Source organism: Marinobacter confluentis, assembly GCF_004785685.1.
Classification (GTDB): Bacteria; Pseudomonadota; Gammaproteobacteria; order Pseudomonadales; family Oleiphilaceae; genus Marinobacter; species Marinobacter confluentis.
Genome location: NZ_SRPF01000004.1, coordinates 294,616 through 318,214, shown reverse-complemented (window position 1 = coordinate 318,214; position 23,599 = coordinate 294,616). Strand labels below are relative to the sequence as shown.

General features: G+C 58.0%; 21 protein-coding genes and 1 pseudogene. 6 read left to right on the top strand and 16 right to left on the bottom strand.

Translation table 11 applies throughout. The features are described 5' to 3' along the window. Window position 1 precedes the first annotated feature (1 nt). Window positions 2-1,252 carry a succinylglutamate desuccinylase/aspartoacylase family protein gene (locus tag E5Q11_RS14515; RefSeq protein WP_135804163.1) on the bottom strand — a complete coding sequence of 417 codons (1,251 nt, stop codon included), beginning with the start codon at window positions 1,250-1,252 and terminating at the stop codon, window positions 2-4. 185 nt (window positions 1,253-1,437) lie between these two features. Here E5Q11_RS14515 and E5Q11_RS18015 point away from each other — a divergent pair. Further along, window positions 1,438-1,509: pseudogene (locus tag E5Q11_RS18015) on the top strand (YqaE/Pmp3 family membrane protein); the annotation flags it as partial. 20 nt (window positions 1,510-1,529) lie between these two features. On the opposite strand, the gene E5Q11_RS14505 reads toward E5Q11_RS18015, so the two are convergent. Beyond that, window positions 1,530-3,167: an MBL fold metallo-hydrolase gene (locus tag E5Q11_RS14505; protein WP_135804161.1), complete on the bottom strand. Its 1,638-nt coding sequence runs from the start codon at window positions 3,165-3,167 to the stop codon at window positions 1,530-1,532. Between the two features lie 288 nt (window positions 3,168-3,455). Here E5Q11_RS14505 and E5Q11_RS14500 point away from each other — a divergent pair, with 288 nt between their 5' ends. Further along, window positions 3,456-3,887, top strand: a complete 432-nt coding sequence (locus E5Q11_RS14500) for a thioesterase family protein (RefSeq protein WP_135804160.1) — start codon at window positions 3,456-3,458, stop codon at window positions 3,885-3,887. Here the strand turns inward: E5Q11_RS14500 and E5Q11_RS14495 are convergent, their stop codons facing one another. The 3 genes from E5Q11_RS14495 to E5Q11_RS14485 form a co-directional block, all read right to left on the bottom strand. Further along, complete coding sequence (locus E5Q11_RS14495; protein ID WP_191964444.1) at window positions 3,888-5,162, bottom strand: MATE family efflux transporter; 1,275 nt, start codon at window positions 5,160-5,162, stop codon at window positions 3,888-3,890. It lies immediately after the preceding gene. A gap of 59 nt (window positions 5,163-5,221) precedes the next feature. After that, window positions 5,222-5,719 (bottom strand): thiol peroxidase, encoded by a 498-nt coding sequence (gene tpx, locus E5Q11_RS14490; protein WP_135804158.1) that lies wholly within the window; start codon window positions 5,717-5,719, stop codon window positions 5,222-5,224. Between the two features lie 92 nt (window positions 5,720-5,811). Beyond that, window positions 5,812-7,035: an alpha/beta hydrolase gene (locus tag E5Q11_RS14485; protein ID WP_135804157.1), complete on the bottom strand. Its 1,224-nt coding sequence runs from the start codon at window positions 7,033-7,035 to the stop codon at window positions 5,812-5,814. A gap of 99 nt (window positions 7,036-7,134) precedes the next feature. Between E5Q11_RS14485 and E5Q11_RS14480 the strand changes: the two genes are divergently transcribed. Beyond that, on the top strand, window positions 7,135-7,806 hold the full coding sequence (locus E5Q11_RS14480; protein ID WP_135804156.1) for a haloacid dehalogenase type II: 672 nt from the start codon (window positions 7,135-7,137) through the stop codon (window positions 7,804-7,806). Window positions 7,807-7,977: 171 nt separating this feature from the next. Here the strand turns inward: E5Q11_RS14480 and E5Q11_RS14475 are convergent, their stop codons facing one another. Beyond that, the gene (locus E5Q11_RS14475; protein ID WP_135804155.1) at window positions 7,978-9,075 is read right to left on the bottom strand and encodes an alpha/beta fold hydrolase; all 1,098 of its coding nucleotides are present in this window, start codon (window positions 9,073-9,075) and stop codon (window positions 7,978-7,980) included. A gap of 148 nt (window positions 9,076-9,223) precedes the next feature. Here E5Q11_RS14475 and E5Q11_RS14470 point away from each other — a divergent pair, with 148 nt between their 5' ends. Continuing rightward, complete coding sequence (locus E5Q11_RS14470) at window positions 9,224-10,120, top strand: acyltransferase (RefSeq protein WP_135804229.1); 897 nt, start codon at window positions 9,224-9,226, stop codon at window positions 10,118-10,120. Here E5Q11_RS14470 and E5Q11_RS14465 read toward each other — a convergent pair. From E5Q11_RS14465 to folE, 9 genes are all read right to left on the bottom strand, one after another. After that, window positions 10,117-10,329: a hypothetical protein gene (locus E5Q11_RS14465; protein ID WP_135804154.1), complete on the bottom strand. Its 213-nt coding sequence runs from the start codon at window positions 10,327-10,329 to the stop codon at window positions 10,117-10,119. The genes E5Q11_RS14470 and E5Q11_RS14465 overlap by 4 nt on opposite strands. 62 nt (window positions 10,330-10,391) lie before the next feature. Next, on the bottom strand, window positions 10,392-12,344 hold the full coding sequence (locus tag E5Q11_RS14460; protein ID WP_135804153.1) for a ribonuclease R family protein: 1,953 nt from the start codon (window positions 12,342-12,344) through the stop codon (window positions 10,392-10,394). 146 nt (window positions 12,345-12,490) lie between these two features. Continuing rightward, window positions 12,491-12,940, bottom strand: a complete 450-nt coding sequence (locus tag E5Q11_RS14455; protein ID WP_135804152.1) for a DUF411 domain-containing protein — start codon at window positions 12,938-12,940, stop codon at window positions 12,491-12,493. A 125-nt stretch (window positions 12,941-13,065) separates the two neighbouring features. Next, the gene (locus E5Q11_RS14450) at window positions 13,066-15,654 is read right to left on the bottom strand and encodes a heavy metal translocating P-type ATPase (protein ID WP_135804151.1); all 2,589 of its coding nucleotides are present in this window, start codon (window positions 15,652-15,654) and stop codon (window positions 13,066-13,068) included. Window positions 15,655-15,660: 6 nt separating this feature from the next. Next, window positions 15,661-16,092 carry a MerR family transcriptional regulator gene (locus E5Q11_RS14445; RefSeq protein ID WP_135804150.1) on the bottom strand — a complete coding sequence of 144 codons (432 nt, stop codon included), beginning with the start codon at window positions 16,090-16,092 and terminating at the stop codon, window positions 15,661-15,663. Window positions 16,093-16,317: 225 nt separating this feature from the next. After that, window positions 16,318-16,638, bottom strand: a complete 321-nt coding sequence (locus tag E5Q11_RS14440) for a hypothetical protein (protein ID WP_135804149.1) — start codon at window positions 16,636-16,638, stop codon at window positions 16,318-16,320. A gap of 58 nt (window positions 16,639-16,696) precedes the next feature. Next, the gene (locus E5Q11_RS14435) at window positions 16,697-18,958 is read right to left on the bottom strand and encodes a bifunctional diguanylate cyclase/phosphodiesterase (protein WP_135804148.1); all 2,262 of its coding nucleotides are present in this window, start codon (window positions 18,956-18,958) and stop codon (window positions 16,697-16,699) included. A 196-nt stretch (window positions 18,959-19,154) separates the two neighbouring features. Next, complete coding sequence (gene folX, locus E5Q11_RS14430) at window positions 19,155-19,529, bottom strand: dihydroneopterin triphosphate 2'-epimerase (protein WP_135804147.1); 375 nt, start codon at window positions 19,527-19,529, stop codon at window positions 19,155-19,157. A gap of 20 nt (window positions 19,530-19,549) precedes the next feature. Continuing rightward, a complete protein-coding gene (gene folE / locus E5Q11_RS14425) occupies window positions 19,550-20,116 on the bottom strand; it encodes a GTP cyclohydrolase I FolE (protein ID WP_135804146.1) in 567 nt (188 codons plus the stop codon). Between the two features lie 244 nt (window positions 20,117-20,360). Here folE and E5Q11_RS14420 point away from each other — a divergent pair, with 244 nt between their 5' ends. Continuing rightward, window positions 20,361-21,278 (top strand): alpha/beta fold hydrolase, encoded by a 918-nt coding sequence (locus E5Q11_RS14420; protein ID WP_135804145.1) that lies wholly within the window; start codon window positions 20,361-20,363, stop codon window positions 21,276-21,278. On the opposite strand, the gene E5Q11_RS14415 is transcribed toward E5Q11_RS14420, so the two are convergent. After that, complete coding sequence (locus E5Q11_RS14415; RefSeq protein WP_135804144.1) at window positions 21,272-22,339, bottom strand: GGDEF domain-containing protein; 1,068 nt, start codon at window positions 22,337-22,339, stop codon at window positions 21,272-21,274. The two genes, E5Q11_RS14420 and E5Q11_RS14415, sit on opposite strands and share 7 nt — an antisense overlap. Window positions 22,340-22,509: 170 nt before the next feature. On the opposite strand from E5Q11_RS14415, the gene E5Q11_RS14410 reads away from it, so the two are divergent. Then, on the top strand, window positions 22,510-23,592 hold the full coding sequence (locus E5Q11_RS14410) for a patatin-like phospholipase family protein (protein ID WP_135804143.1): 1,083 nt from the start codon (window positions 22,510-22,512) through the stop codon (window positions 23,590-23,592). The last annotated feature ends 7 nt before the right edge of the window (window positions 23,593-23,599 follow it).

The following is a 23,599-nucleotide window of genomic DNA, read 5'->3' as shown; positions in this document are numbered from 1 at the left end:
ACTACTCTGCGGGCACCTCTGCCTCTGTACCAACGTGGTAGGCAGCAAACCCTGCCATCACGACCTGATCCACCGCCATGCCAATAATCCGCCCATCGCTTCCGGCGCGGATCGGGTGCTGCTCGTTGGTAATCGGGTCTGACACATAGCCAAGGATCTCGCCGACGGTCACCTTATCGCCCAGGGCGACCTCACTGAACAGAATGCCGCCGTGTTCCGCGCGGATCCATTCCGAGTCGTAGTAAACCGGTTCAGGCTCACCCCAGACAAACATCCTTGAAATCATGCCTTCCTTGTCCATCAGGCTGGTCAGGCTGTTAACACCGGCCTTGATCTGGTTTTCCTGGATTCGCAGTGATTCGCCGGCCTCCATGGTAACCGTGCGGATGCCGGCGGCCACGGCCGCAAATCTCAGCATGCCCGGTGCACCGGTGCTATGTACAACGGCCATGCCGTCAAACCCGCGGGTGAAACGAGCGACTTCCGGATTGTTCATGTCGGCTCTCAGTTGGGGCAGGTTGGTGCGTTTAAGAGAGCCGGTGTGAATATCCACCAGCATGTCGCAGTGGCGGATGATGCTGAAAAACAGCGAATGGGCGATCCGGTCCGCCAGGCTGCCGTCGGTGCTGCCGGGGAAGTGACGGTTCAGGTCACGGCGATCAGGCAGATAGCGGCTGCCCTGCTGAAAACCCGGCAGATTGACGATGGGAATGCCGATTACCCGCCCGGACAGTTTATCCGGCTCCAGATCGTAGACCGCACGGCGGATAATCTCGATGCCGTTCAGTTCATCACCATGCACCGCGCCGGTCAGGCACAGATTCGGGCCGGGTTTGGCACCATTAACGACCAGCACGGGTGTTGGCTGAGACAGCCCGGCAATCTGGATAGCGGGTGACCAGGACAGCCGGGTTGCGGTACCTGGGGGTACCTCTGTGCCCAGCAGTTCCAGGCTGGTGGCTTCCGGCTCGGGTTGGCTCTGCTGAGGCTTGACGATTTCCTCAACCGTTGGCGCTGCTTCCGGGGTTTCGGGTTCGGCAGGTACTTCAGGGATAACGTCGGTGGTTTCAAGGGGTTCGGAATTCTCAACGTCTTCCACGCTTTCGTCTTCCGGCAGCGCTGAAACAATGATTTTCTGCTTGGCGGTCGTTGCGGTCTGCTCAGCGTAGGCCACCGGGAGCATGACCGAACTGCAGAAGAGCGCGATGATAATACCCGCCGGACGCGGAACCCTGAGCCATTGGTAACCCATAATATCTGTTGAATATCCCCTTGTAGTTTTTTCAGATGGATCTCTGAGTTCTGGGTAGATCTCTGAAATTTAATGCCGTTTTCATGAAGTCTTTGTGTATTTCCGCACAATGTTTTAAAGATTCAGGTGACAGATTACCAGTTACGGTACTGTATTCATTTCAGGCCTGATAGGGAGTGCACTGTATGGACCCTATACGAGTTCTGATTGCGATTTTGCTACCGCCCCTGGGCGTATTTCTTCAGGTTGGCATTGGCAAACGTCCACGCCGTCTGGATCAGCGCGAAGAAATAGCGGCCCAGCTCTGATCCTGGATCGTGGCTTTGCCCTCGGCCTGCAGTTTCAGCAGATGGGCCAGCGCCGACCTGGATGCCACCCCGTGCAGGGCATCGGGTACGTCATCGTAGGCTTTCGCCGTGATGGTCTTCAGGTCGGCAGGCCCTGCCTGTTGGAGCGCCCGCTCGATCTTGTGTTCCCGCGCCAGCCTATGGGTGATCAGGTAATCGATCACCACGCCAGGCTGGCCCATCAGAAAACCGTGGGCCGGGGCGATAAACTGCACCGGCTCCGCCAGCAGTTCGTAAAGCGACTCAATGTAGGCCTTCATGTCGCCGTCCGGCGGATTGATCACCACCGTCGAGCCCTGCATGATGTGATCGCCCGAAAACAGCAGTTGCTGATCCAGCAGCAGAAAACACTGATGATTGGAGGCATGGCCCGGGGTATGGATGGTTTTGAGAATGCCCGCCTCCGTGACAATCAGGTCACCGTCTTCCGGTTCATCGTCCGCGTAGAAAGTCTGGTCCTGTCCCGGGCCTTCCGGCGCCGGCAGGCCAAACACTCGGCATCCGGTTTTAGCTTTCAGTGTCGCAACGGCCGGTGAGTGGTCCAGATGGGTGTGGGTTACCACCACCTGATCAATCACGCCGCCGGTTAGCTCCAGAATCTTTTCAATGTGGGCCTGATTGTCCGGGCCCGGATCCAGCACCGTGAAGCGTTCCCTGCCCAGAATATAGGTGTTGGTGCCCGGCCCGGTCATCATCCCAGGATTGGGCGCCGTCAGCCGGATAACCCCGGCGGCAATTTCCACCGGCTGCCCCGGAATAATCTCGGCGCGGGTCGAGCCTTCGCCTTCCGGGTCCAGCTTGCGGGCCTCATCAAAGGCCGGTGCACCGGGTTCAAGCTCGACGGTCTTGCCCTTCTTCAGGGCCGGCCAGGGCTTGCTGGGTGTTGGTGCCGGCGGGTTAGCGTGGGCATAGCGCATGGCCGCTTCGGTGGAGTCAAAGTCACTCAACATCCGCAGGGTCTGAAGGGTGGGAAGCCCTAACAGGCGACGCCCGGCGCGATGATCATCCAGCGCCTGAGCCGGCGTTAGCCAGACGTGATCAATGGTTTCGATGCCATCGTGATGAGCGATCTGGCCATTCGGCGCGGGGGTAATGAAAAACCGGGTATCAAACCGCCGGGGTGGCCCGGGCGGTGTGGTCCAGTGACCCAGATAGGCCAACTGGTCCAGCGGAATGGTCAGGCCGTGCTTGTGGCACAGGTCGGCAAAGGAAATCTCACCCTGAAACAGGGCCTCGCGGTCCTGGTGAACCGGGTGATCTGCCGGGACCAACTGACCAGTATCCGTTCGCGCCAGCAGAACCCCCGCCTCCTCAAAACATTCCCGCACCGCCGCCAGCATAAAGTCAGCACCACCCTCGTCCAGACTCATAATCTGGCTGATTTCGGCGTCTTCGGGCCCGAGCGCATGCTCACGCCCCAGGGCTTCGGTCTCATCAACCCCGCCTCCAGGAAACACATAGAATCCGGGCAGAAACACGGCCTCCCAGGTGCGCTGGAGAAGCAGGACCTGCAGACCTTCAGCGGTATCCCGTGTCAAAACCAACGTTGCAGCAGGGCGAATATCCATGATGAATCCGTATTTTTTGTCAGGCTCTGGGTGCATAAAAGAGGTTGGGAGGCTACTGTCAAAACACGCTCCTTCGGCCCATCCCTGGGGCGCTTGGGCTCCGCCATCCCTGGCTCCGCACAGTTTTGACAGTAGCCTCCCAACCTCTTTTCTCGGGCAACGGGTGATGCTGCCAATGAAAATGCAAGATAAACAATATCTGAGGCGATGTCTCTGGATGAAGGTATACGGGCAACCGGGTATCATTGGCCATCCGACCAAATGCTACTAACACGCAGGATTCCTCCCTTGGCTCGCATCAAGCTCTCATTCCCGGATAACGTTTTTTACTTTGAAACCCGGATGCCAGTGCGTATTACCGATATCAATGGCGCCAACCATTTGGGCAATGATGCACTTATCTCCATGCTTTCCGAAGCCAGGGCCCAGTTTCTGGTGAATTATGGCATTCAGGAAGCGGGCCATGATGGCGTGGGGATCATCGTGACCGACCTGGCCACCATGTACCAGTCCGAGTCCTTCTTCCCGGAAATGCTGCGGTTTGAAGTGGGCCTGATGGATTTCAACAAATACGGCGGTGATTTCGTCTTCCGGGTCACCAAGGCCGAAAGCGGGCAACCGGTGGCCATGGCCAAATACGGGTTTGTCTTCTTCAATTACCAGCGCAAGTCGGTGGTGCCCATGCCGGATAGCTTCCGGGCGCGTTTCAGTGCCGACTGATCAGCGTCTGGCGACCAGCAGGCGAACGCCCCGACGATAGAACAGGTAGGCCATGCCCCCTGCCAGAAGGTTGCCGATCAGGGCGCCGGCCATCAGGCCATTGATGCCGCCCAGTTGCGCGCCCACCCATAAAAACGGCAGGAAGCAGGCGAACAGTCGCAGGGTAGATACCAGCAGCCCGCGCATGGCCATACCTAGCGCGTTGCACACGGACACCATCAGAATACAGACACCCAGGCCGCTGTAGCTCAGCGGCACCATCACCAGATAGCTGCCCAGCACATCACTGACCGCCTTGTCACTGCTGAACAGCTCCGACGCCAGCCCGGACGTAAGCGCCCAGAGCAGGCCGATGACCAGGTGCAGGGCTACCACAAAGCGCACGGCAATGCGGATCAGCCGGCGAATCTGTTCGATATTGCCCTCGCCCAGCAGGCGGCCGATCATCGGCGGCATCGACATGGTCAGAGCCAGCACCACCACAATCGAGAAAAACTCCAGCCGTGTGCCCAGGCCCCAGGCGGCCACCGCCGCCGAGCCAAAGCCGGCAACGATTGCCGTGGCGGCCATGGCTGAAGCCGGCGGCATCAACTGGCTGACCATCGCCGGGGCCATGATGCCGCCGAGCTGACGTACCGCTTTGGCCAGCGCCAGTTGGGTGATATCGAACCGGAGCCATTGGGCCCTGAACAGTTTGGGGAAGATCAACAGGCAACCCAGGGCAAACGACGTCACCGTGGCCCAGGCAGCGCCCGGCAGGCCCCAGCCGAAAACAAAAATGAAAAGCGGGTCCAGCGCCAGGTTCAGCAGACTGGTGGCCACCATCAGATAGCCCGGCAGCTTCGTGTCGCCGTGGGACCGGCAAACGCTATAGCCAAAATACAGCATGGCGCCGGTCCAGGCGGACAGCAGCCAGGGCATCCAGTAACTGCGTATCAGCGGTAGCAGGCTGTCTTCCGCACCGAGCAGGGTCATGATCAGGGATTGGAATGACCAGAGCCCGAGGCACAGCACCAGAACCATGGCCGCGCCAATAATGACTACAAGACCGCCCAGGCGCTCTGCCCGTAGCAGGTCACCTTCCCCCAGGGTTCGGGAAATGATGGCGGTAGTAGCGATGCCAAGGCCGACCTGCAGCCCGATGATCAACTGCTGCATGGGCAGGGTAAAACCCAGGGCGGCCAGCGGGTCGCGCCCCAGCTGGCCGATAAAGGCACTGTCCACCAGCTGAAAGGTCATCAGCGAGAGGACACCAAACAGCATGGGCCAGGTCATCGCAAACAGATGACGGCCCAGGCTCTTATCGGAAGTGGCAGGGTTTGCGGACAAGCCCCTTACAGCGCGCCCAGGGCCGCGTCGTAATCAGGCTCGTTCTTGATGTCGTCAACAAGCTGGCTGTGGATAACCTTGTTGTTCTCATCAAGCACCACCACCGCGCGGGCACAGAGACCTGCCAGTGGGCCGTCCTGGATTGCCACACCGTAATCCTGCTGGAAGCTGTAGTTGCGGAAGGTCGACAGGGTAATAACGTTTTCCAGACCTTCGGCGCCGCAGAAACGGCCCATGGCCATGGGAAGATCCGCAGCCACCACCAGCACAACCGTGTTGTCCAGGCCGCTGGCCTTTTCATTGAATTTGCGGGTAGACGTCGCGCAGGTGGGAGTGTCCAGGCTTGGAACAATGTTCAGAACCTTACGCTTGCCTGCCCATTCGTCCAGGGTGACCTCTTCTAGACTCTGATTAGTCAGGGTAAATGCCGGTGCCTGATCGCCGGGTTGGGGGAAAGTGCCGCTTACCTGAATGGGATTGCCGCCGCGAGTGACCTGCGCCATTGTGTGCTCCTCTGATTACAGACATGGTTGATGGATACAACCTACTCTGTTTAGTCCATTTCGGATGTTTTTTCACGCAATGAATCGTGAAATCAGGGAATGTCCCGCTCGCGGATAAAACCGGAGAGCTGCTTGGCCACCCGGTCGAACTCCGGGTTGTAGGTCAACCGGCTGGTGGGTACCGGTTGCTTCTGGTCAGTCCATGCGCTGAACCAGAGCTCATCCTTTGCCAGCGCCCGACACGCTTTCAGGCTCATCAGGTTTGGCTCCAGGCATCTTTGCAGCGGTTGGCCCAGCCCGTAGAGCTCGTTGTCCGGTGAGGCTGGGAGTGACTGGTGAGAGAACTCCAGAATATTCAGATCCGGCCGGTAGCTGTCGAATAACATAATTTGCGGGTTCGGCGCATAGGGCCAGCTCCGTCGCTGGTCCCGGAACACCAGCATTTGGTTGTCCGGGTTACGGAATCGGGTGTTGAAGCTGTCGATGAGGTAGGGCAGGTTGATGACCGAATCCGCTTCCGTGGCGACCAGAAACAGGGGCATATCGAAAGCCGGGGCCTGTTCGAACCGGTGCCTCAGATTGTCCAGAACGTCCGCCAGCTGAACGGCCGCGTTGATGCTGAAAGACTCGTATTTCACTGGATTCAGCTCGGGCTCCTGCTCGACGAAATCCACGAACAGGTTGGCGGTGCTGGCCAGCCACAGGTAGTTTTTCAGGCCATTGAGCTCCCAGGCGGGAGCTATGGCAACCAGTCCTGCAGGTTTGGGATCCGCACTGGAAAGAGCCAGTTCCGTTGCCAGGGCGCCGCCCAGTGAAAACCCGCCGATCATAGGTATATCCACGTCCCTGGCCAGGGCATTGAAGTGGTTTCTGACCTGTTCACGCCAGACGTCTGCCTCGGCCCTGGTCATGTCGCCGGGTCGGGTGCCATGGCCCTGAAGCAGCACAGTGCGGACTTGGACACAGTCTTTTGCCAGCACTCTGGCAAAATCCCTGAACACAAACGGCGAGTCGCTCAGGCCGTGCACCAGCAGAATTCCCCGTGTCGGCTGTGTCGGCCCGGTGCGGCATTTTTCCGGCGGCATTGACCGGAAGGGCATGTTCCAGTCCACCTGATCCCGCCGTGAGAAGCCCGGAAGCGCCACCAGATTCTCTTCCAGATAACGCCGGGTGTTTGCCAGGTACCCGTCAAAATCCTCAGGGTTGCCGGGGGCAAGCCTGGTGTCTGAGGGTTGATACAGCGCTGGCCTTGTGGAACAGGCGGATAAGAGTCCAAGCGCGGTGGCGACAAAAATGGTGAGCAGGGTTTTAAGCATGGATCGCTTTTCCCAATGGATTGAATGACTATTCAAAAAGTCAGGAGCCATTAGGTACGATTGATCGATACCGACTGGATGATAACAAGGAGATGAGCAATGCAGCCCTACCTGGCTTTTGATGTATACGGCACCCTGGTCGACCCGATGGGTATGTCAGAGCTGTTGGCGTCTGATGCCCGCGATGCGGCTCGGTCCGTCAGTGCCCAGTGGCGTGAGAAACAGCTGGAGTTTTCGTTCCGAAAGGGGCTGATGCGCGCTTATGAGGATTTCGGTGTGTGTACCCGTCAGGCGCTTCGTTATTCAATGGCCAGTCATGGTCTGACCCTGACCAAAAAGCGCGAGGATGAGTTGATGGCTGCCTATCTTCAACTGCCCGCGTTTGAGGATGCTTTGCCATCCCTGCGGGCGCTGGAGGGCAATTACCTGATGTTTGCGTTCTCCAATGGTACGCCTGCGGCGCTCAAGAAGGTGCTGGGGCACAATAATCTGCTGCCGCTGTTTGATGGGCTGGTGTCGGTGGATGACATCAGGAGTTTCAAGCCGGATCCGGCGGTTTACGCTTATGCACGCCGGGCGACGGGGGCCATGGATCAGCCGTTGTGTCTGGTGTCGAGTAATGCCTGGGATGTGATTGGGGCGCGGTCTGCCGGTTTGATGGCGATCTGGGTGCGGCGGGATCCTCATAAGGTGTTCGAGGACTGGGGTATTGAGCCTAACGCTACTATAAACAGGCTTTCGGAACTTCCTGCCGTGCTCTCAAGTTTGTAAACACCGAGCATGTGGCTGAGGTGCCGGGGTTGTTCAAACACGCTCCTTCGGCCCATCCCTGGGGCGCTTGGGCTCCGCCATCCATGGCTCCGCACAGTTTGAACAACCCCGACACCCCAGCCACCCCGGCTCCTCAAGTGGTATCCAGAAAAGACTGATCCATAGGTAATGTTAGTCCGAACGCTCGGCCAACCACTCAGCAAGTTCCAGCCAACTTGCCTTGGGCGCTTTACTGCCCGCCAGTATCCCCATATGCCCGCCCGGCACTACGCGAAACGTCACATCTTCTGACCGGATATGCTGCTGGATTTTCCCGACCGCATCCGGCATGGCCAGGGTGTCGGTTTCGCCGGCGATGGCGAACAGGCTGGCGTTGATGTTGTCGAGTCGGGCGACGTCGTCGCCGATCTGGATTTTGCCGGTGGAGGGCTGGTTGGCGATCCAGAGTCTTACCACTGCGTCCTGAACGATACCGCCGGGGTAGGCGACCATTCGGTCCAGGAAGGCAGACGTTGTCGCATGATCGGCGACGAAGTCGCGGTCGCCGAGTTTGACCAGCAGTTCCCAGTAGCCTTTGAAGCTGCCGATGGGGTTGGTGAGTTTGAAGGCGATGGTGTTGGCCCAGCCGGGGCTGTGGAACCAGTCCGGTTTCATGTCGTGGAGTCGGAAGCCGGTACGTTTCTGGACGAAATCGGCGGCGCCGGAGAAGCCCTGGTAGATCAGCCCCAGAACGCCGGAGGCGTGGCTGTCGATGGGGGATCCCAAGACTATGGCGTTGCGGATGTGCTGGTCGCGGCTGAGCGCGGAGTAGAACAGGGTGAACATGCCGCCCAGGCTCCAGCCGTGCAGGGTCAGTTCCTGTTCGCCACTGTGTTCCCGCACCCGGTTCAGGGCGGCAGGCAGCAGTTCGGCGACGTAGGTGTGGAGGTTATAGTGGCTGTGTTCGCGGGTGGGGATGCCCCAATCGATCAGGTAGACTTCGAAGCCCTTGGCCCGCAGGAATCTCACCAGGCTGCGCTGGGGGAACAGGTCGTAGATCAGCATGTTCACCGCCAGCGGCGGAACGATCACAACCGGGGTTTTATGGCGGGTTGGTTCCACGGGGATGGTCAGGTCGTCCAGTTCGATGGTGGTTTCGGTCAGCGGCGGATAGTAGCGCAGGCTGACCAGGCCATCGTTGTGCAGCACTTCAAACGGGGTTTTACCTGCCTGCACCATGCTGGCGGCGTTAAAGATCCGGTCATAGGCGTTTTTGAACAGGTTGGGCATAGTGGATCTGCAGGCTTAAGGGTGGACGGGAATTTCAGGCCGACGATGGTAGAGCAGCCTAACGGCTTTACCTATGGCACAATCGTCCAATGCCATTGGCAAACCGGTCAAATCCGGCCATCGAAACAAACAGAATAACAGGATCCCCATGCTCAGTTTTTTGCCCGCCACGGTTATTGGTGTCATCAATTCGGTTCTGCTGGGGCTGAATACCGTCTTCTGGTGTGTGCTGCTGTACATCCCGGCTGTGTTCAAGCTGATCATTCCCCATCAAGGCTTCCGGGTGCTGTGTACCCGCCTGATTATCTGGATTTCCGAATCCTGGGTGGCCTGCAACACCGGCTGGATGAGGCTGACCCATAACACCAAGTGGACGGTGCACGGCGACGAGAAACTGAAGCGGGAAAGCTGGTATCTGGTGCTCAGTAACCACCAGAGCTGGGTGGATATTTTTGCCATGCAGCGGGTGTTTAACCGCCGGGCGCCGTTTCTGAAGTTCTTCCTGAAGCAGCAGCTGATCTGGGTGCCGGTGATCGGCCTGGCCTGGTGGGGGCTGGATTTCCCGTTCATGAAGCGATACAGCCGTGAATACCTGATCAAGCATCCGGAAAAGCGTGGTGAAGATCTGAAAGCCACCCGCAGAGCCTGCGAGAAATTCCGCTACACGCCCGTCAGCATCATGAATTTCGTGGAAGGCACGCGCTTTACCCAGGCCAAGCACCACCAGCAGAAATCAAAGTACACTCACCTGCTGACGCCCAAGGCTGGCGGTGCCGCTTTTGTGCTGGATGCCATGGGGGACACCATTGAAACCCTGGTGGACGTGACCATCGCCTATCCCGGCGGTGCACCCAGTTTCTGGGATTTTCTGTGTGGCAGAACCCGGGAAGTGAAGATGGAAATTGATACCGTGAGAATCCCGGATCATCTCAAAGGGCGGGATTACGCAACGGATTCCGAGCATCGCAAGAACGTGAAGAACTGGTTGGCAGAGCAGTGGCGGGCCAAGGATGAAAGGCTGTCCGAGATGCTTGCAGAGCGCTAATCCTTGTCGCTCTGCTCGTCATCCTCCACCTCGTCAGGGTGCTCCTGTTTGAAGCGCTCCCACTCTTCCCAGTCGTGAGGTGTGCCCGCGTGCGGCCGACGCAGATGTTTTGCGTGCTCCATGGCGTTGTGTCGCAGGCTGTGGTCGCGCTCTTCATCGTCTTTGTCGAAGCCGTATTTTTTCAGAAACTCGTCAGGGCTGATGGGCATTCTGGCCACCTCCGGAATAATCCTGCCTATATCATCTACGGTGGTGGCTCAGGCGCAGATTATCAAGCGGATTCTTTCAGAGCGAGCAGGATCTGTTTGCGCTCATCGTCTACACCGGCAAAACAGACGGTCACTGGCTGGTCGAGCTGGAAAATGCGACCGTTCTTGTTGTGGGTCAGGCGTAGGGTGACCGGGTCAAAGCTGAATTTGCCGTCCAGGGTTTTGCAGCTGACAAACCCCTCCAGCCCATTGCAGTCCAGGCGTACGAAGAAGCCGGCAGGCGTGGTGCGGCTGATGGTTCCGGTGAATTCGCCTTCGCCCAGGGTTCTGGCAAAGTCGGATTTAAGCCAGCTTTCCAGGCTGTTGGCGGCCTGCCGGGCGTGCAGCTGTGTCCGCTGAAGTTCTTCCAGCCGAGCGTCATCCAGCTCTGACATCGGCGTGTTCCAGAGTACCGATTTGATCAGCCGGTGAACGTGAAAATCGGTGTACTTTCGCAGCGGCGAGGTAAAGGTGGTGTAGGCGCTCAGGCCCATTCCCTGGTGGGGGGCCGGGGTAAACGACAACTCTGCCCGGGCCAGTTGCCGGGAAATAATGGTTTTCACCGGTACCTCGGCCTCAAGCCCGTCGGCCTGTTTCATCAGGTCCCGAAAACCATCTGCCTGATGGACTGCCAGCCCGCCTAGCTGCGGCGCATAACCTTCCAGCAATGACCTGATATTATCCACCCGGTCCTCACGAAGCCCGGGGTGCTGGATAAACAGCCCCCTGGTCTGCTTGCCCAGAAAGTCCGCGGCACAGCGGTTTGCCGCCACCATGCATTCTTCCACCAGGCGGTGGGCTTCATTCTGTACCGAAGGTTCAATCAGGCGTACCCGGCGGTTTTCATCCAGGCGCAAGCGGAATTCAGGCCGGTCAGCGCTGAGCAGTGCATGTTCTGCCCGCCATTTTCGCAGCGCCGTGGCCGCCTGATGTAGCTGGTCAAGGCTGTTGGTGATGGCATCCGGCAGAGCCTTGATGTCATCGTCGATGCGGCCGTCGATGAAATTGGACACCAGCTCGTAGCTGAGTTTGCCCTGGGATTTGATGGTCGCCAGGTGGAAGTCGTAATCACCCAGGCTGCCATCGTTGTTGACCTGCAGGTCGCAGACCAGTGCCAGCCGGTCGACGTCCGGCATCAGCGAACACAGGCGAGTGCTCAGGCTGTCTGGCAGCATGGGCAGGGGCTCGCCGGGGAAGTAGATCGCCGTGGCCCGACGGAAGGCTTCCTGTTCTGCGGGTGAGCCCGGTTCAATCAGCGCGGTGGGGTCGGCAATGGCAATAGACAGCTTCCAGCCGGTGGCGTTGGGTTCGGCCAGCAGTGCGTCGTCCATATCCTGGGTGCCAGGGCTGTCGATGGTTACATAGGGCTGATCCGTACGGTCCTCGCGGTCCGCCTTGAGCGCGTTAATGGCGCTTTCATCCAGTGTTTCGGCCTGTTTCTGAACCGCATCCGGCCAGGTGTCCGGAAGGTCAAAGGTGGCCAGGGTCAGGGCCCGCTCTATGCCGGTGTCTCCGGCTTTGCCAAGCACTTTCAGGATTTTTGCCTGGCCTTTGCCATCCTTGATCGGGTGGCGATGAATCCTGCAGTAGATAAAGTCATCAGGCTCGGCGTTCTGGCGTTCCTGGGGCGGGATGAAAATCCACCGGTTTATGCCCGGGGTTTCAGGGGCGACAAAGTGGCCTTTTCCGCGGATGATGTAGCGGCCGACAAAGGTATCGAGTTTTGATTGCAGCAGTTCGTCTACCAGGCCCTGGGTTTTGCCCTTGTCGCCTTCCTGCACGGTAATGTTCACCCGGTCGCCGGGCAGCACTTTCTGCATTTCTTCCGGCGGCAGGAACACGTCCCGCCCATCGTCCAGTGCTACAAATCCGAAGCGCCCGTTGGTGGCTTTAACGGTACCGGGGTACACCACCTTGTGTTCTTCAATATCGGATTTCAGCTGGCGCAACTGGTTTAGGGCGTCGGCATTGAGCATGAACGGAACCTGACTGGATAAAAATTGAATGATGCGCCGGAGTATACCGGTTATGGCGGTACGAGTCAGACCCGTTACACGGGGTTAATGTCCCGGTCACAGCCAGTGACCGGGACAGTCAGCGGGGGCAAAGGCGACAGGTCAGGCTAGTTATGTTCCGAGAAGACCCGTGTCTGGCCGCTTTCGTTGAACATCAGCACCTGGTAATGGTCCTTGCGGTCGCCCATTTCCATTCCCGGAGAACCAACCGGCATACCTGGTACGGCCAACCCTCTCGCATCCGGTGATTCGGAGATCAACCGGTGAATGTCGTTGGCCGGCACATGGCCCTCGATCACATAATCGCCGACAAAGGCGGTGTGACAGCTGGCCAGTGATGGGTTCAGCCCGGCATCCTGCTTGATAGGATTCAGGTTGTTGGTTTCAGTGACTTCCACATTGAAACCATTGGCTTTCAGGTGATCGACCCAGTCAGTACAACAACCGCAGGTGGGCGATTTGTAGACATGAATGTCCTGCAGGGCTTCATCTGCCTGCAATTGGCCATTCAGGGTAAACGTGGCGACCAGGCCAAGGGCCAGCATGTGTCTCTTCATGATATTACCTCAGTGATGATGGCTATGATCCTGTTTTGATCCATTGGCGTCAGAGGGCGAGAGCCAGAACCACCAGACGATGGCGGCCATCAGGGTCAGTCCTCCAGCATTGACCAGAAATGTGCTCATTGGGTTCCCTCCTTGCTGGTGGTGTGATCAGCACGGCTGCTGGTTCTGAACAGCCGCAACCGGTTTGCGTTGGTGACCACCGTGACCGACGATGCTGACATGGCGGCACCGGCAATGATAGGGCTCATCAGTATGCCCCAGATCGGATACAGCAGGCCGGCGGCCACCGGAATTCCCAGCGTGTTATAGATGAACGCCCCAAAAAGGTTCTGATGAATATTACGAACCGTTGCGCGAGATATCTCAATGGCATCCGCAACACCGTGCAATGAACCCCGCATCAGGGTGATACCAGCGCTTTCAATGGCGACATCTGTGCCGGTGCCAATGGCAAAGCCCACATCTGCCGCGGCCAGTGCCGGGGCATCGTTGATGCCGTCGCCCACCATGGCTACGGTGAAACCCTTGCCGCGCATTTCACTGACAATGGTGGACTTGTCCTCCGGCAGCACTTCGGCTCGATAGTCATCAATGCCAGTTTTCCGGGCAATGGCTTTGGCGGTGGCGTCTATATCGCCGGTCACCATCATTACCCGTATGCCGGCGTCGTGCAGGCGGCGGATGGCGGCCTCGGAGTCCGGTTTGACCGCATCCGCCACCCCGATCACCCCCAGAGCCTTATTGCCCAGGGCCAGAAACAGCGGAGTGCCAGCTTCGGAGGTAATGGCATCCGCTTCTTCCTGAAGCCCGGCCAGTTCGATGCCCTCTTTTTCGATCCAGCGGCGATTGCCCAGGCGCACCGTCTGGCCGCCCAGTCTACCGGTCACGCCTTTGCCGTTGAGGGCTTTGAAACCGGTCACTTGTTCCGGGCTGGCATTTTCGGCTTTGGCTTTCGCCATAATGGCTTCAGCCAGTGGGTGTTCCGAATGCTGCTCCACCCCGGCAGCCACAGCCAGCAAACGGTTGGAATCGCCATCGATGGCATGGAAACGGGTTACAGCCGGGTGGCCCTCGGTGATGGTGCCGGTTTTATCCAGAATCACCAGGTCCAGCTTGCCGGCGGTCTGCAGGGCATCGCCCTGGCGGATCAGCGCGCCGTATTCTGCGGCTTTACCAACACCGACCATGACTGACATGGGCGTAGCCAGGCCCAGAGCGCAAGGGCAGGCGATGATTAGCACCGTGGTGGCGGCCACCATCATATGCACCACCGCCGGTTCCGGCCCGACGTTGTACCAGACCAGAGCAGCCACCACAGCGATCAGCATGACGGTCGGCACGAATACCGATGAAATCTTGTCCGCCAGTCGCCCGATCGCAGGCTTCGAGCCCTGGGCTTTCTTCACCAGACGGATGATCTGGGCCAACGCCGTATCGCTGCCCACTCGAGTCGCCTGGTAAATGATCGACCCGTGGGTATTCAGGGTGCCGGCAGACACCTCGTCGCCTTCGCCCTTGCTGACCGGCATGGGTTCGCCAGTGAGCATACTTTCATCAATACGGGTGCTGCCCTCGATGATTTCTCCGTCTACCGGCACGCTCTCACCGGGGCGCACTCGGATCTGGTCGCCAACCTGGACCTGCTCAACCGGCAGGTCCTGTTCCTCGCCATCGCGAATGATCCGCGCCGTCTTGGCCCGCAGATCCAGCAGCCGGCGCACCGCTTCCGACGTCTTGCCCTTGGCACGAAGCTCCAGCGCCTGACCCAGATTGATCAGGCCGATGATCATCGCTGACGCCTCAAAATACACATGCTGCGCCATTTCCGGCAGCGCATACGGAATGCTGGCCACGACGATGGAATAGAGCCAGGCGGTACCCGTACCCAGAGCAATCAGTGTGTCCATATTGGCATTGTGATGACGGAACGCCTTCCAGGCGCCGGTGAAGAAGTGACCGCCGGTCGCAGCCATCACCACCAGAGTGATAGCGCCCAAAATCAACCAGGTCATCTGGTTGTCTTCAGTCACCATCATCGAGCCAAAGCCCATGCCCCAGATCATCAGACCCAGACCTAGCCCCAGACTGATGGCCATCTTCACCAGCAGGGACTTGTACTGCTTGCGGTCTTCTGCCTCCTTCTGCTCGTCCGCCGCGTCCGGATCCTCGATCACACTGGCGCCGTAACCGGAGCTTTCTACCGCTTTGATCAGCGTCTGCGGGTCTGCATGCCCGGTAGCCGTGGCGGTATTGTCCGCCAGATTCATGTGGGCTCCGGTCACGCCATCCACCGACTTCAGGGCTTTCTCAATGGTATTCACACAGGACGCACAGGTGGCGCCGGTTACCGTCAGATGGATCTGATCGCCGCCCCCGTTGCTCGTGGGTTTGGCTTTTTGGGACTTGTGCCCAGGTTCCCCGTGCGTGTGATGATCCGCGTGTTCATGACTGGCATGTGAAGGCGACTCGCTAACGGACGACTCCGCAATCGGGACCGCAGGGTAACCTGCCTCGGTCACGACACGGGCCGCCTCATTCGCGTTTATGCCATCGGGCAGGGAGACCGTCTGTTTCTCCAGATCCACGCCGACCAGGTCGGCACTGCCCGTCAACGGCTCGAGCGCCCGGCTGATCTTGCGCGCACAGCCCTGACAGGACGCACCTGAAATCGACAGCGCGGGTTCTAGTTCAGTGTTCTCACTCATGGAGTATCACCCCTTGTTACCTGTGTCTGGAACCGTATCGTCCCAGCGTTCAATCAATCTGCAGATGGTGTGGCCGTCTGGCGTACCATCCGGCATCTCCTGCCAGGCGGACAGCGCCGCCGTCATCCGCTTGCGAAGCTGCTGCAACTCGGCAATTTCACGCTCCACTTCTGCAAGGCGCTGCTGGAACACATCCCGAACCATCGGGCAGGGCGAATAGTGATCGTCAGCCTGCTCCAGAATCTGACGAATCTCGGGTAGGGAAAACCCCAGCTGCCGTGCTTTGCGGGCAAACCGCAGCCGCCGTAGATCTTCAGCATCGTACTGCTGGTAGTTGTTGTCCGGGTTCCGGGTTGGTTTTAGCAGCCCTTCCCGGGTATAGAATCGGACCGTATCCGGGTTAACCCCCGCTCCCACAGCAAGTTCTTTGACTTTCATGAATCAGCCCCGTTACCCATCAAGTTGAACAAGTGGGTGGCGAGAACTGACTTCCGAAACTGTGCGGAGCCATGGATGGCGGAGCCCAAGCGTACAGGGACGTATTTACAGCGTGTTTCGGAAGTCAGTTCTCGCCATCCACGAATGGCACCCAGTCGTGAATGCTGGAACTATCTATAAGGATAGCCTAAAACCTGTGAGCTACTCACAGGTCAAAGGTTTTTTTCAGGAAGAGGAATCTTTCGCGCGAAGGAAGGTGCCGCAGGCTTTGCATTGGTCCGGGGCCATCAGCTTCGCTTGCCAGCCAATCTTCTGCCCACAGGCCGGGCAGGCCAGGCGCATCTGCAGAATAATGATAGGCGTCACCAGCGCCGCAATCAGAACACCCAAAGGCCCCCAACTTTCGCCGCTGGAAAGTCCCAACTGACTGCTGAAAACCAGAATCACAATCAGGGCAAAAAACGCAAAAATGAAATAGCCCTTGTTCAGGGATTCCCACCGCCGCAACCGGCCATCCTGCTCTGACGTCAGATAATTTGAACTCATGAATCGGCACCTCGAAAACTGATACCGGAATAGTGGTGATTCACAGCGCCTATTTCAATCAGCTGCCGACCGGAACCTCATATTCCAGCTTGCCACTGCGCAGAGCTTTCTCAAGTTCGTCAGCAGGCACCGGCCGGCTGATAAAGTAGCCCTGGATCAGATCGCAGCGGTGATTTTTCAGGAACCGCAGCTGTTCAGCGGTTTCAACACCCTCGGCCACCACCTCGATGCCCAGGTTATGGGCCAGATTGATCACCGCCCGGGTAATCACTGCGTCATCATGGCGCTCCATCACATCAGTAATGAACGAACGGTCTATTTTCAGCAGATCAACCGGGAAATTCCGCAGATAGCCCAGGGAAGAATAGCCAACGCCGAAATCATCAATCGCAAGGTGCACACCTAGATGATGCAGGCGGGTAAGCTGGTTCATGTTGTGTTCAATGTTCTGGATGAAGACCTCTTCCGTCAGTTCCACCTCCAGCCGGTCTGGAGGCACGCCGTTGGCCTCCAGGGACGACTGGATATGATCCACAATGTGTTCGTCGTCCAGCTCCCGGCCGGACAGATTCACGGCGATACGAAGGTGGGCAAAGGGCGTGTCACGCCAGGCAGCCAGTTGTTTGCAGGCGGCCATGACCACCCAGTGCCCGATGTCGGTGATGCGCCCGCTTTCTTCCGCCAGGGGAATAAAATCCATCGGCTGCACCAGCCCCCTGCGGGGATGCTGCCACCGAATCAGTGCTTCCACACTTTTGATGGAAGAGTCACGCAGGTCCAGCTGAGGCTGGTAGTAAAGAACAAATTCGTCCTTTGCCAGCGCCTGGCTGATGTCCTTGTCCAGCTCCAGGCGGCTAACCTCACGGTCCTGCATGCCCTCGGTGTAGAACTGATAGGTATTGCGGCCCTGGTCCTTGGCGCGGTACAGGGCAATGTCGGCGTTTCGCAATAGTGTGTCGGCATCCAGACCGCTCTGGGGGTACACGGCCACACCCATGGTGGCGGTGATGCCATGGCGCTGGCCCTGCACCTCAAACTCTTCTGCGAAGCACTGTTTTATCTGACCCAGCAGGAAAATGACATCATCCACGTTTTCGACGTGTTGCTGGCAGATCATGAATTCATCGCCGCCGGAATAACCGATGAAAACACGCTCGTCGCTGAGGTTGTTCAGACGTTCGGACACCTTGATCAGAAGTTCGTCCCCAAATTGATGGCCTAACGAATCATTCAGGGTCTGGAACCGGTCCAGATCGATCAGGATCAGGGCTACCTGGCGCATCTGACGATCCGCCATACTCAGGGTGTGGGCCAGATCTTCCATAAAGAAACGGCGATTGGCCAGGCCGGTCAGGGTGTCGGTGGTTTCCAGGCGCTGCAGGTCCTGCTGCACGGCCTGACGCTGGCTGATCTCTTCGTCCAGTTCCATGCGGGTTTTCAGCAACGCCTGATTACGCTTGAGAATCAATTGAACCAGCAGTGTCGAAAGGCTGGTGAGAATACCCATGGCGAGCATGACCAGAAAGGTCACCCGGGGCCAGTCGCTGAGCTGACTCCTGACCCATCGGCTTGATGGAGTGATCAACAATGACCAGTCAAGGGTGGGAAGGCTGACTTTGGCTTCACTGGAGAATCGCTGATCGGCATTGATACCGGCGTTGAGTTCATAAACCAGCCTGCCACCGTTCAGAATATTGATCTGCAGAGGGTCGGCGGAATCCGGTGCCAACAGTTCACTGGCCAGCACGTCCATCCGGAAAACACCGGCGATGAAGCCGTTATTGGAGGCCCCGCGGCCCACGGGCGCATAGATTACCAGGCCTTTGCTGCCCTGTTTCAGGTCGATAATCCCGGAAAGATCCAGGTTGCCGGTGGCCTTGGCCTCCTGGAGGGCTGCAAGGCGTTCAGGTGAGAAAGCGACGTTATAACCAACAACCGTTTCGTTATCGTTCAGCGGTTCGAGCCAGCGGATGACGTAATCCGAATCAATCCACTCAATCGCCTGATACACGCCAAAATCTTCAAGGTAGTTGCGGGCATCAGCTGACCATAGCGCCTGGTTCAGGGAAGGGTTGGCTTCCCGCCTTTCTGCCATACGCTGGATCGCTTCAACATGAATCAGGAAATCCCGCTCAAGCCGCTGTGCAATCAGTTGGGCCTGATTATCCAGGCTATGCTGGAGGCTCTGGCGGTCCTGCTTTTTTATGCCATATTGCAAGCCCATGGCAATAGCCAGAAACACTATGAAAGTCAGCGCAGGAAAGCCCGGATGCAATAATGCCCTGGCGATCAGGGTGAGCGTTGACACAGGTCTGGGCACAGAATGCTCCGGTTGATTGCGAAAACAGTCGGGGTTACTGCCTATGGTAACCGGAAGTTGGGCTTAAAGATCGATCTCTAGCACCCTCTGCTGAATCCGTGCTTTCAGCGACAGCCTGAAGGAGCCATGAGATAAAGCCGACCGTCAATGCCGGTGAGTATGCCAGAAGAGTTCGGGGCGAGACAGCCGGCAGAGGTTACCGGCTGGCCTGAAGGCTGATGGAAACAGACTCCGAATAGCGCAGTGCGTGGGGTTTGTCGATTTCTACCCGGGCCCAGGTAACGGGCTGATGCTCCATAACAATGGTGAGCACCTCGTGAGTCATGCGCTCAAGCAGGGCAAAGCGGTTACCGTCCACGTGGGCGATGATCTGTTTGGTGATGGTACGATAATTAAGGGCCGCGCTGATTTCGTTCAGATTAATCGCATCAGTGGCATCGTAGGTCAGACGCACATTGATCACCACATCCTGCTGGTTATTGATTTCTTCATCCTTGATGCCGATGTAGGCCCGAAGCAGCAGATCCTTGATCTGCACCGTGGCTTCGTGGGTTGTTCTGAAGTCAGTCATTCAAGCAGCTCCTGGCGGTTTCAGTGGTCGCGAATCAGAGTCAGGAATTCAGTCCGCGTGGCTTGGGACTTGCGGAACTGGCCCAGCATCATGGATGTCTTCATACTGGAGTTCTGCTTTTCAACGCCCCGCATCATCATGCACATGTGCTTAGCTTCGATAACCACCGCGACGCCCTTGGCGCCAGTGACCGACTCAATCGCTTCAGCGATCTGACGGGTCAGATTTTCCTGAATCTGATATCGCCTGGCATACATATCCACAATACGGGCAAACTTTGAAAGGCCCAGCACCTTGCCCTGGGGCAGGTAGGCAATATGGCACTTGCCGATAAACGGCAGAAGATGATGCTCACACATGCTGTACAGCTCGATATCCTTGATCACCACCATCTCATCCATGGTGGACTCGAACACCGCCCCGTTTACCAGTGTTTCAAGATTCTGCTGGTAGCCATGGGTAAGAAACTGCATGGCTTTGGCGGCTCTGACGGGTGTGTCCTGAAGACCCTCTCTATGGGGATCTTCGCCAATGCCCGCAATGATCTGCTGGTAATGGCTGGCAAGGTCGTCAAGCTTGTTGGTCATAGTGTTTTCCGGTGTTGTTGTGTCATTCAGTGACGAGAGCTTAAGGGAATTCGGTCCGCTGCTCCACTCTGTACAGTTCCCCATTACCCTCACTACAAGCAAAATACGAACAGCTGGTTGCAAAAGACCACTGTCAGGGGCAAGCACTGTTATCGCGACTGTTCGCAGTTTGCTACCTGAGTTCTGGCAGCCGGTGCTGCTTTCCTTTAGAGTTCAGGAACAGGGTTGGTTTCGGGAATTCCAAATGGAACAGGTCATGCCGGACGCGTCTGGCGAGCGCGCGCCGGGTGCGGGAAACGAGAATCTGGAGCATTGGCAGCAGCAGGGGAAATGGTTTTCCTACGGTGGCTATGCCATTTTCAGCCGAATGGCCGGGCAGGGTGATCCACTTGTTCTTCTGCACGGTTTTCCCACCGCAAGCTGGGACTGGAACCGTCTCTGGCCTATGCTGGCTCAGCATCATCAGGTTCTGACGCTGGATATGCTGGGCTTCGGATTTTCCGACAAGCCGCCATTGTACGATTACAGCATTGAAGATCAGGCGGACCTTTTTGAAGGCTGGATTACCGGCCTTGGGCTGAAATCCGTCAGTCTGTTTGCTCACGATTATGGCAGCAGCGTTGCCCAGGAACTGCTGGCCAGGGAACAGGAGGGCTTGCTGCCTTTTCACATTCAGCAGGTGTGTTTCCTTAACGGTGCCCTGTTTCCGGAAGTCCACAATCCTCTTTTGATCCAGAAACTACTGCATAGCCCGCTGGGTGGCCTGATCAGCCTTGGGCTAACCCGCCGTACGTTCGAGCGCAGTTTCACCCGCCTGTTTTCACCTGGTCGGCCGCCCGAAAAGAATGACCTTGACGATTTCTGGTATTTGCTGACCTACAACAACGGCCGCGGCATCCTGCACCGGCTGATTCACTTCATGGAAGAACGGCGCTGCCACCGCAATCGGTGGGTGGGCGCACTGCAGAACGCGACTCAGCCGCTCAGACTGATCTCTGGCGTTGCCGACCCGGTATCGGGCGCTGCCATGGCCAGGCGCTATCGGGAACTGATTACCGAACCGGATGTAGTCAGCCTGAGAAATGTCGGGCACTACCCGCATTTTGAAAGTGCCGGTGAAGTGTACCGGGCCTGGCGTGAATTCTGGAAACAGCATCACTGACCCGGAAGTGGGCCTTCAGTTGCGGTTTCGGCGGGCATCTCTTCCCCCGGTCTGGCAGCGCTGACGACCTGGTTTCGCCCCCGGTCCTTTGCCAGATAAAGCGCCTGATCCGCACGGTTCAGCCAGACTGACCAGGTTTCGCCTTTCCCGACTTCTGCAACACTGGCGCTGGCTGTAACCTTGATGTCCTCACAGAAGGGCGTCGCGCTGATGCTGGTCAGAAGTTCGTGGGCCAGCTGGTCGGCGTCTTTCTGGCGGGTTTCCGGCAGAACAATCATGAATTCCTCACCGCCGACCCGGAACAGCTGGTCGCTCTCCCGAAGTCGCCGCAGGATGCGCCTGGGAAGCTCCTGTAAGACCAGGTCCCCGGCCAGGTGGCCCCAGCGGTCGTTAATCAGCTTGAAGTAATCCAGGTCCATCAGAATGATGCTGCATACGCGCTCGTAGCGCTCACGCATCTGGATCTGCACATTCAGAACATCTGCCAGCTGTGAGCGATTGAGGCACCCGGTAAGCGGGTCTGTGGTTGCCAGCCGGGTCAATTCTGTCTGCAGGCGGCCAACCAGCCAGGCAAAGATCATTACAAACAGGCAGGTCAGCCCCAGGGAGAAAGTAATTCGCCAGAAGTCCGCTTCCGGAAACTTGACGAATGACACCACCGACATACCAACCACAAACAGAATGTTAAAGGCCGTCGCTTCCCGCAGTGGCAGCAGGAAAAATAACGCCGCGGCCGCGGGGTAAGCCCAGTACAGACCGGCATGGCCGTTGATGGCTGTAGAGTAGATAGCGCAGATAACCGCTAGAATCGGGAACAGTCGCCCCTTGAGGAAATAGTGGCCGCGGAATTTCAGAAACGCGATCACGGCCACTGCATTGAGGCAGAAAAGGACCAGCAGCGATGCCAGCAGGGGGTGGTTCTGTCGCCATTGCACCAGCACTAGCGGAACAACCGCTACAAAAGCCCAGAAGTGAAGGTGGTAGACGATCTGGTGCTTGAAACCGAGCACCGTCAGCGTCGGATTCGTGTCCAGCTTTTCAGCAACCGCAAGAGGATTCACAGCCCGTTCCCGCTCCCTTAGAGTCGTCGCCCGCTTCCCTGATCAGGCTTTATTCGAGTCTAGCATGGTCTCTGGAAGATGACAGACCCAGTTCGGGCGGGCGCCGGCTGGCACTGTGGCCCGGCTGAAGCCAGTTCGCTAAACTGTAACGGCATTGATAAGGAGCTTCCATGACCGCTGTACACACCAGAGCCCCAGCCTTGACGTTCCGCGCCGGGCGCCGCGCGTTCGAACGGCTGAAAAGCCAGCCTTTGTCCGCCGCAGATGTTCACGTTATTCCCGGCGCTGCCGGCGGGCCGAAGGCGCTGGGTATTTCAGGGCTGGATAAGGCCATTTTTGGTGATTTTTTGCCGCGGGCACAGCAGCCGCGATCGCTGATCGGCTCGTCTATTGGTAGCTGGCGGTTTGCTGCGGTGGCGTCAACCGACGACCCCAGGGCCCAGCTGGCAAGGTTGGCAGAACTTTACACCGCCCAACGTTTTGCCAAAGGCGTCAGCATGGCGGAAGTCAGTCGTAAAAGTACGCTGTTTCTGGAAGAACTGCTGGCCGGTTGTGAAGACCGGATTCTGAACCATCCTTTCTATCGCCTCAGTATTGTGGTGGTCCGCAGCCGGGGCATGCTTGAGCACGACACAAAAGGCCGGCTGAGTCTGGGACTGATGAATGCGATCAGCGCCAACATGGTCAGCCGAAGGCATCTGGGCCGGTTTATGGAGCGCGGTATTATTCACGATGGTCGGGCCAGGGTGCCCGTGTCGAAACTGGTGGATTTCCCCAGTCATGAAGTGCCTCTCAGCCGTGACAATCTGATGCCGGCACTCCTGGCGTCCGCCTCGATTCCCATGGTGATGTCCGGTGTGCGTAACATCCCCGGCGCCCCCGATGGGCTCTACCGCGATGGCGGTCTACTGGATTACCACCTTGATCTGCCCTATGACCAGCCGGGCGTGATCCTTTATCCCCATTTCACCGATCGTGTGGTGCCCGGCTGGTTTGATAAATCCCTGCCCTGGCGCCGGGGCGATGCCACCAGGCTGCAGGACGTGCTGCTGGTGTCGCCATCACGGGAATACCTTGATTCGCTGCCTGGCAGGAAGCTTCCGGACCGTAAGGATTTTGAGCGATACGCGGGTGATGACGCCGGGCGGGAAAAAGTCTGGCGACAGGCGATTGCTGCCAGTGACCAGCTCGGCGACGAGTTTATGGAACTGGTGGATTCCGGGCGACTGCACGAGGTGTTGCGGCCGCTTTAGTGCCTTT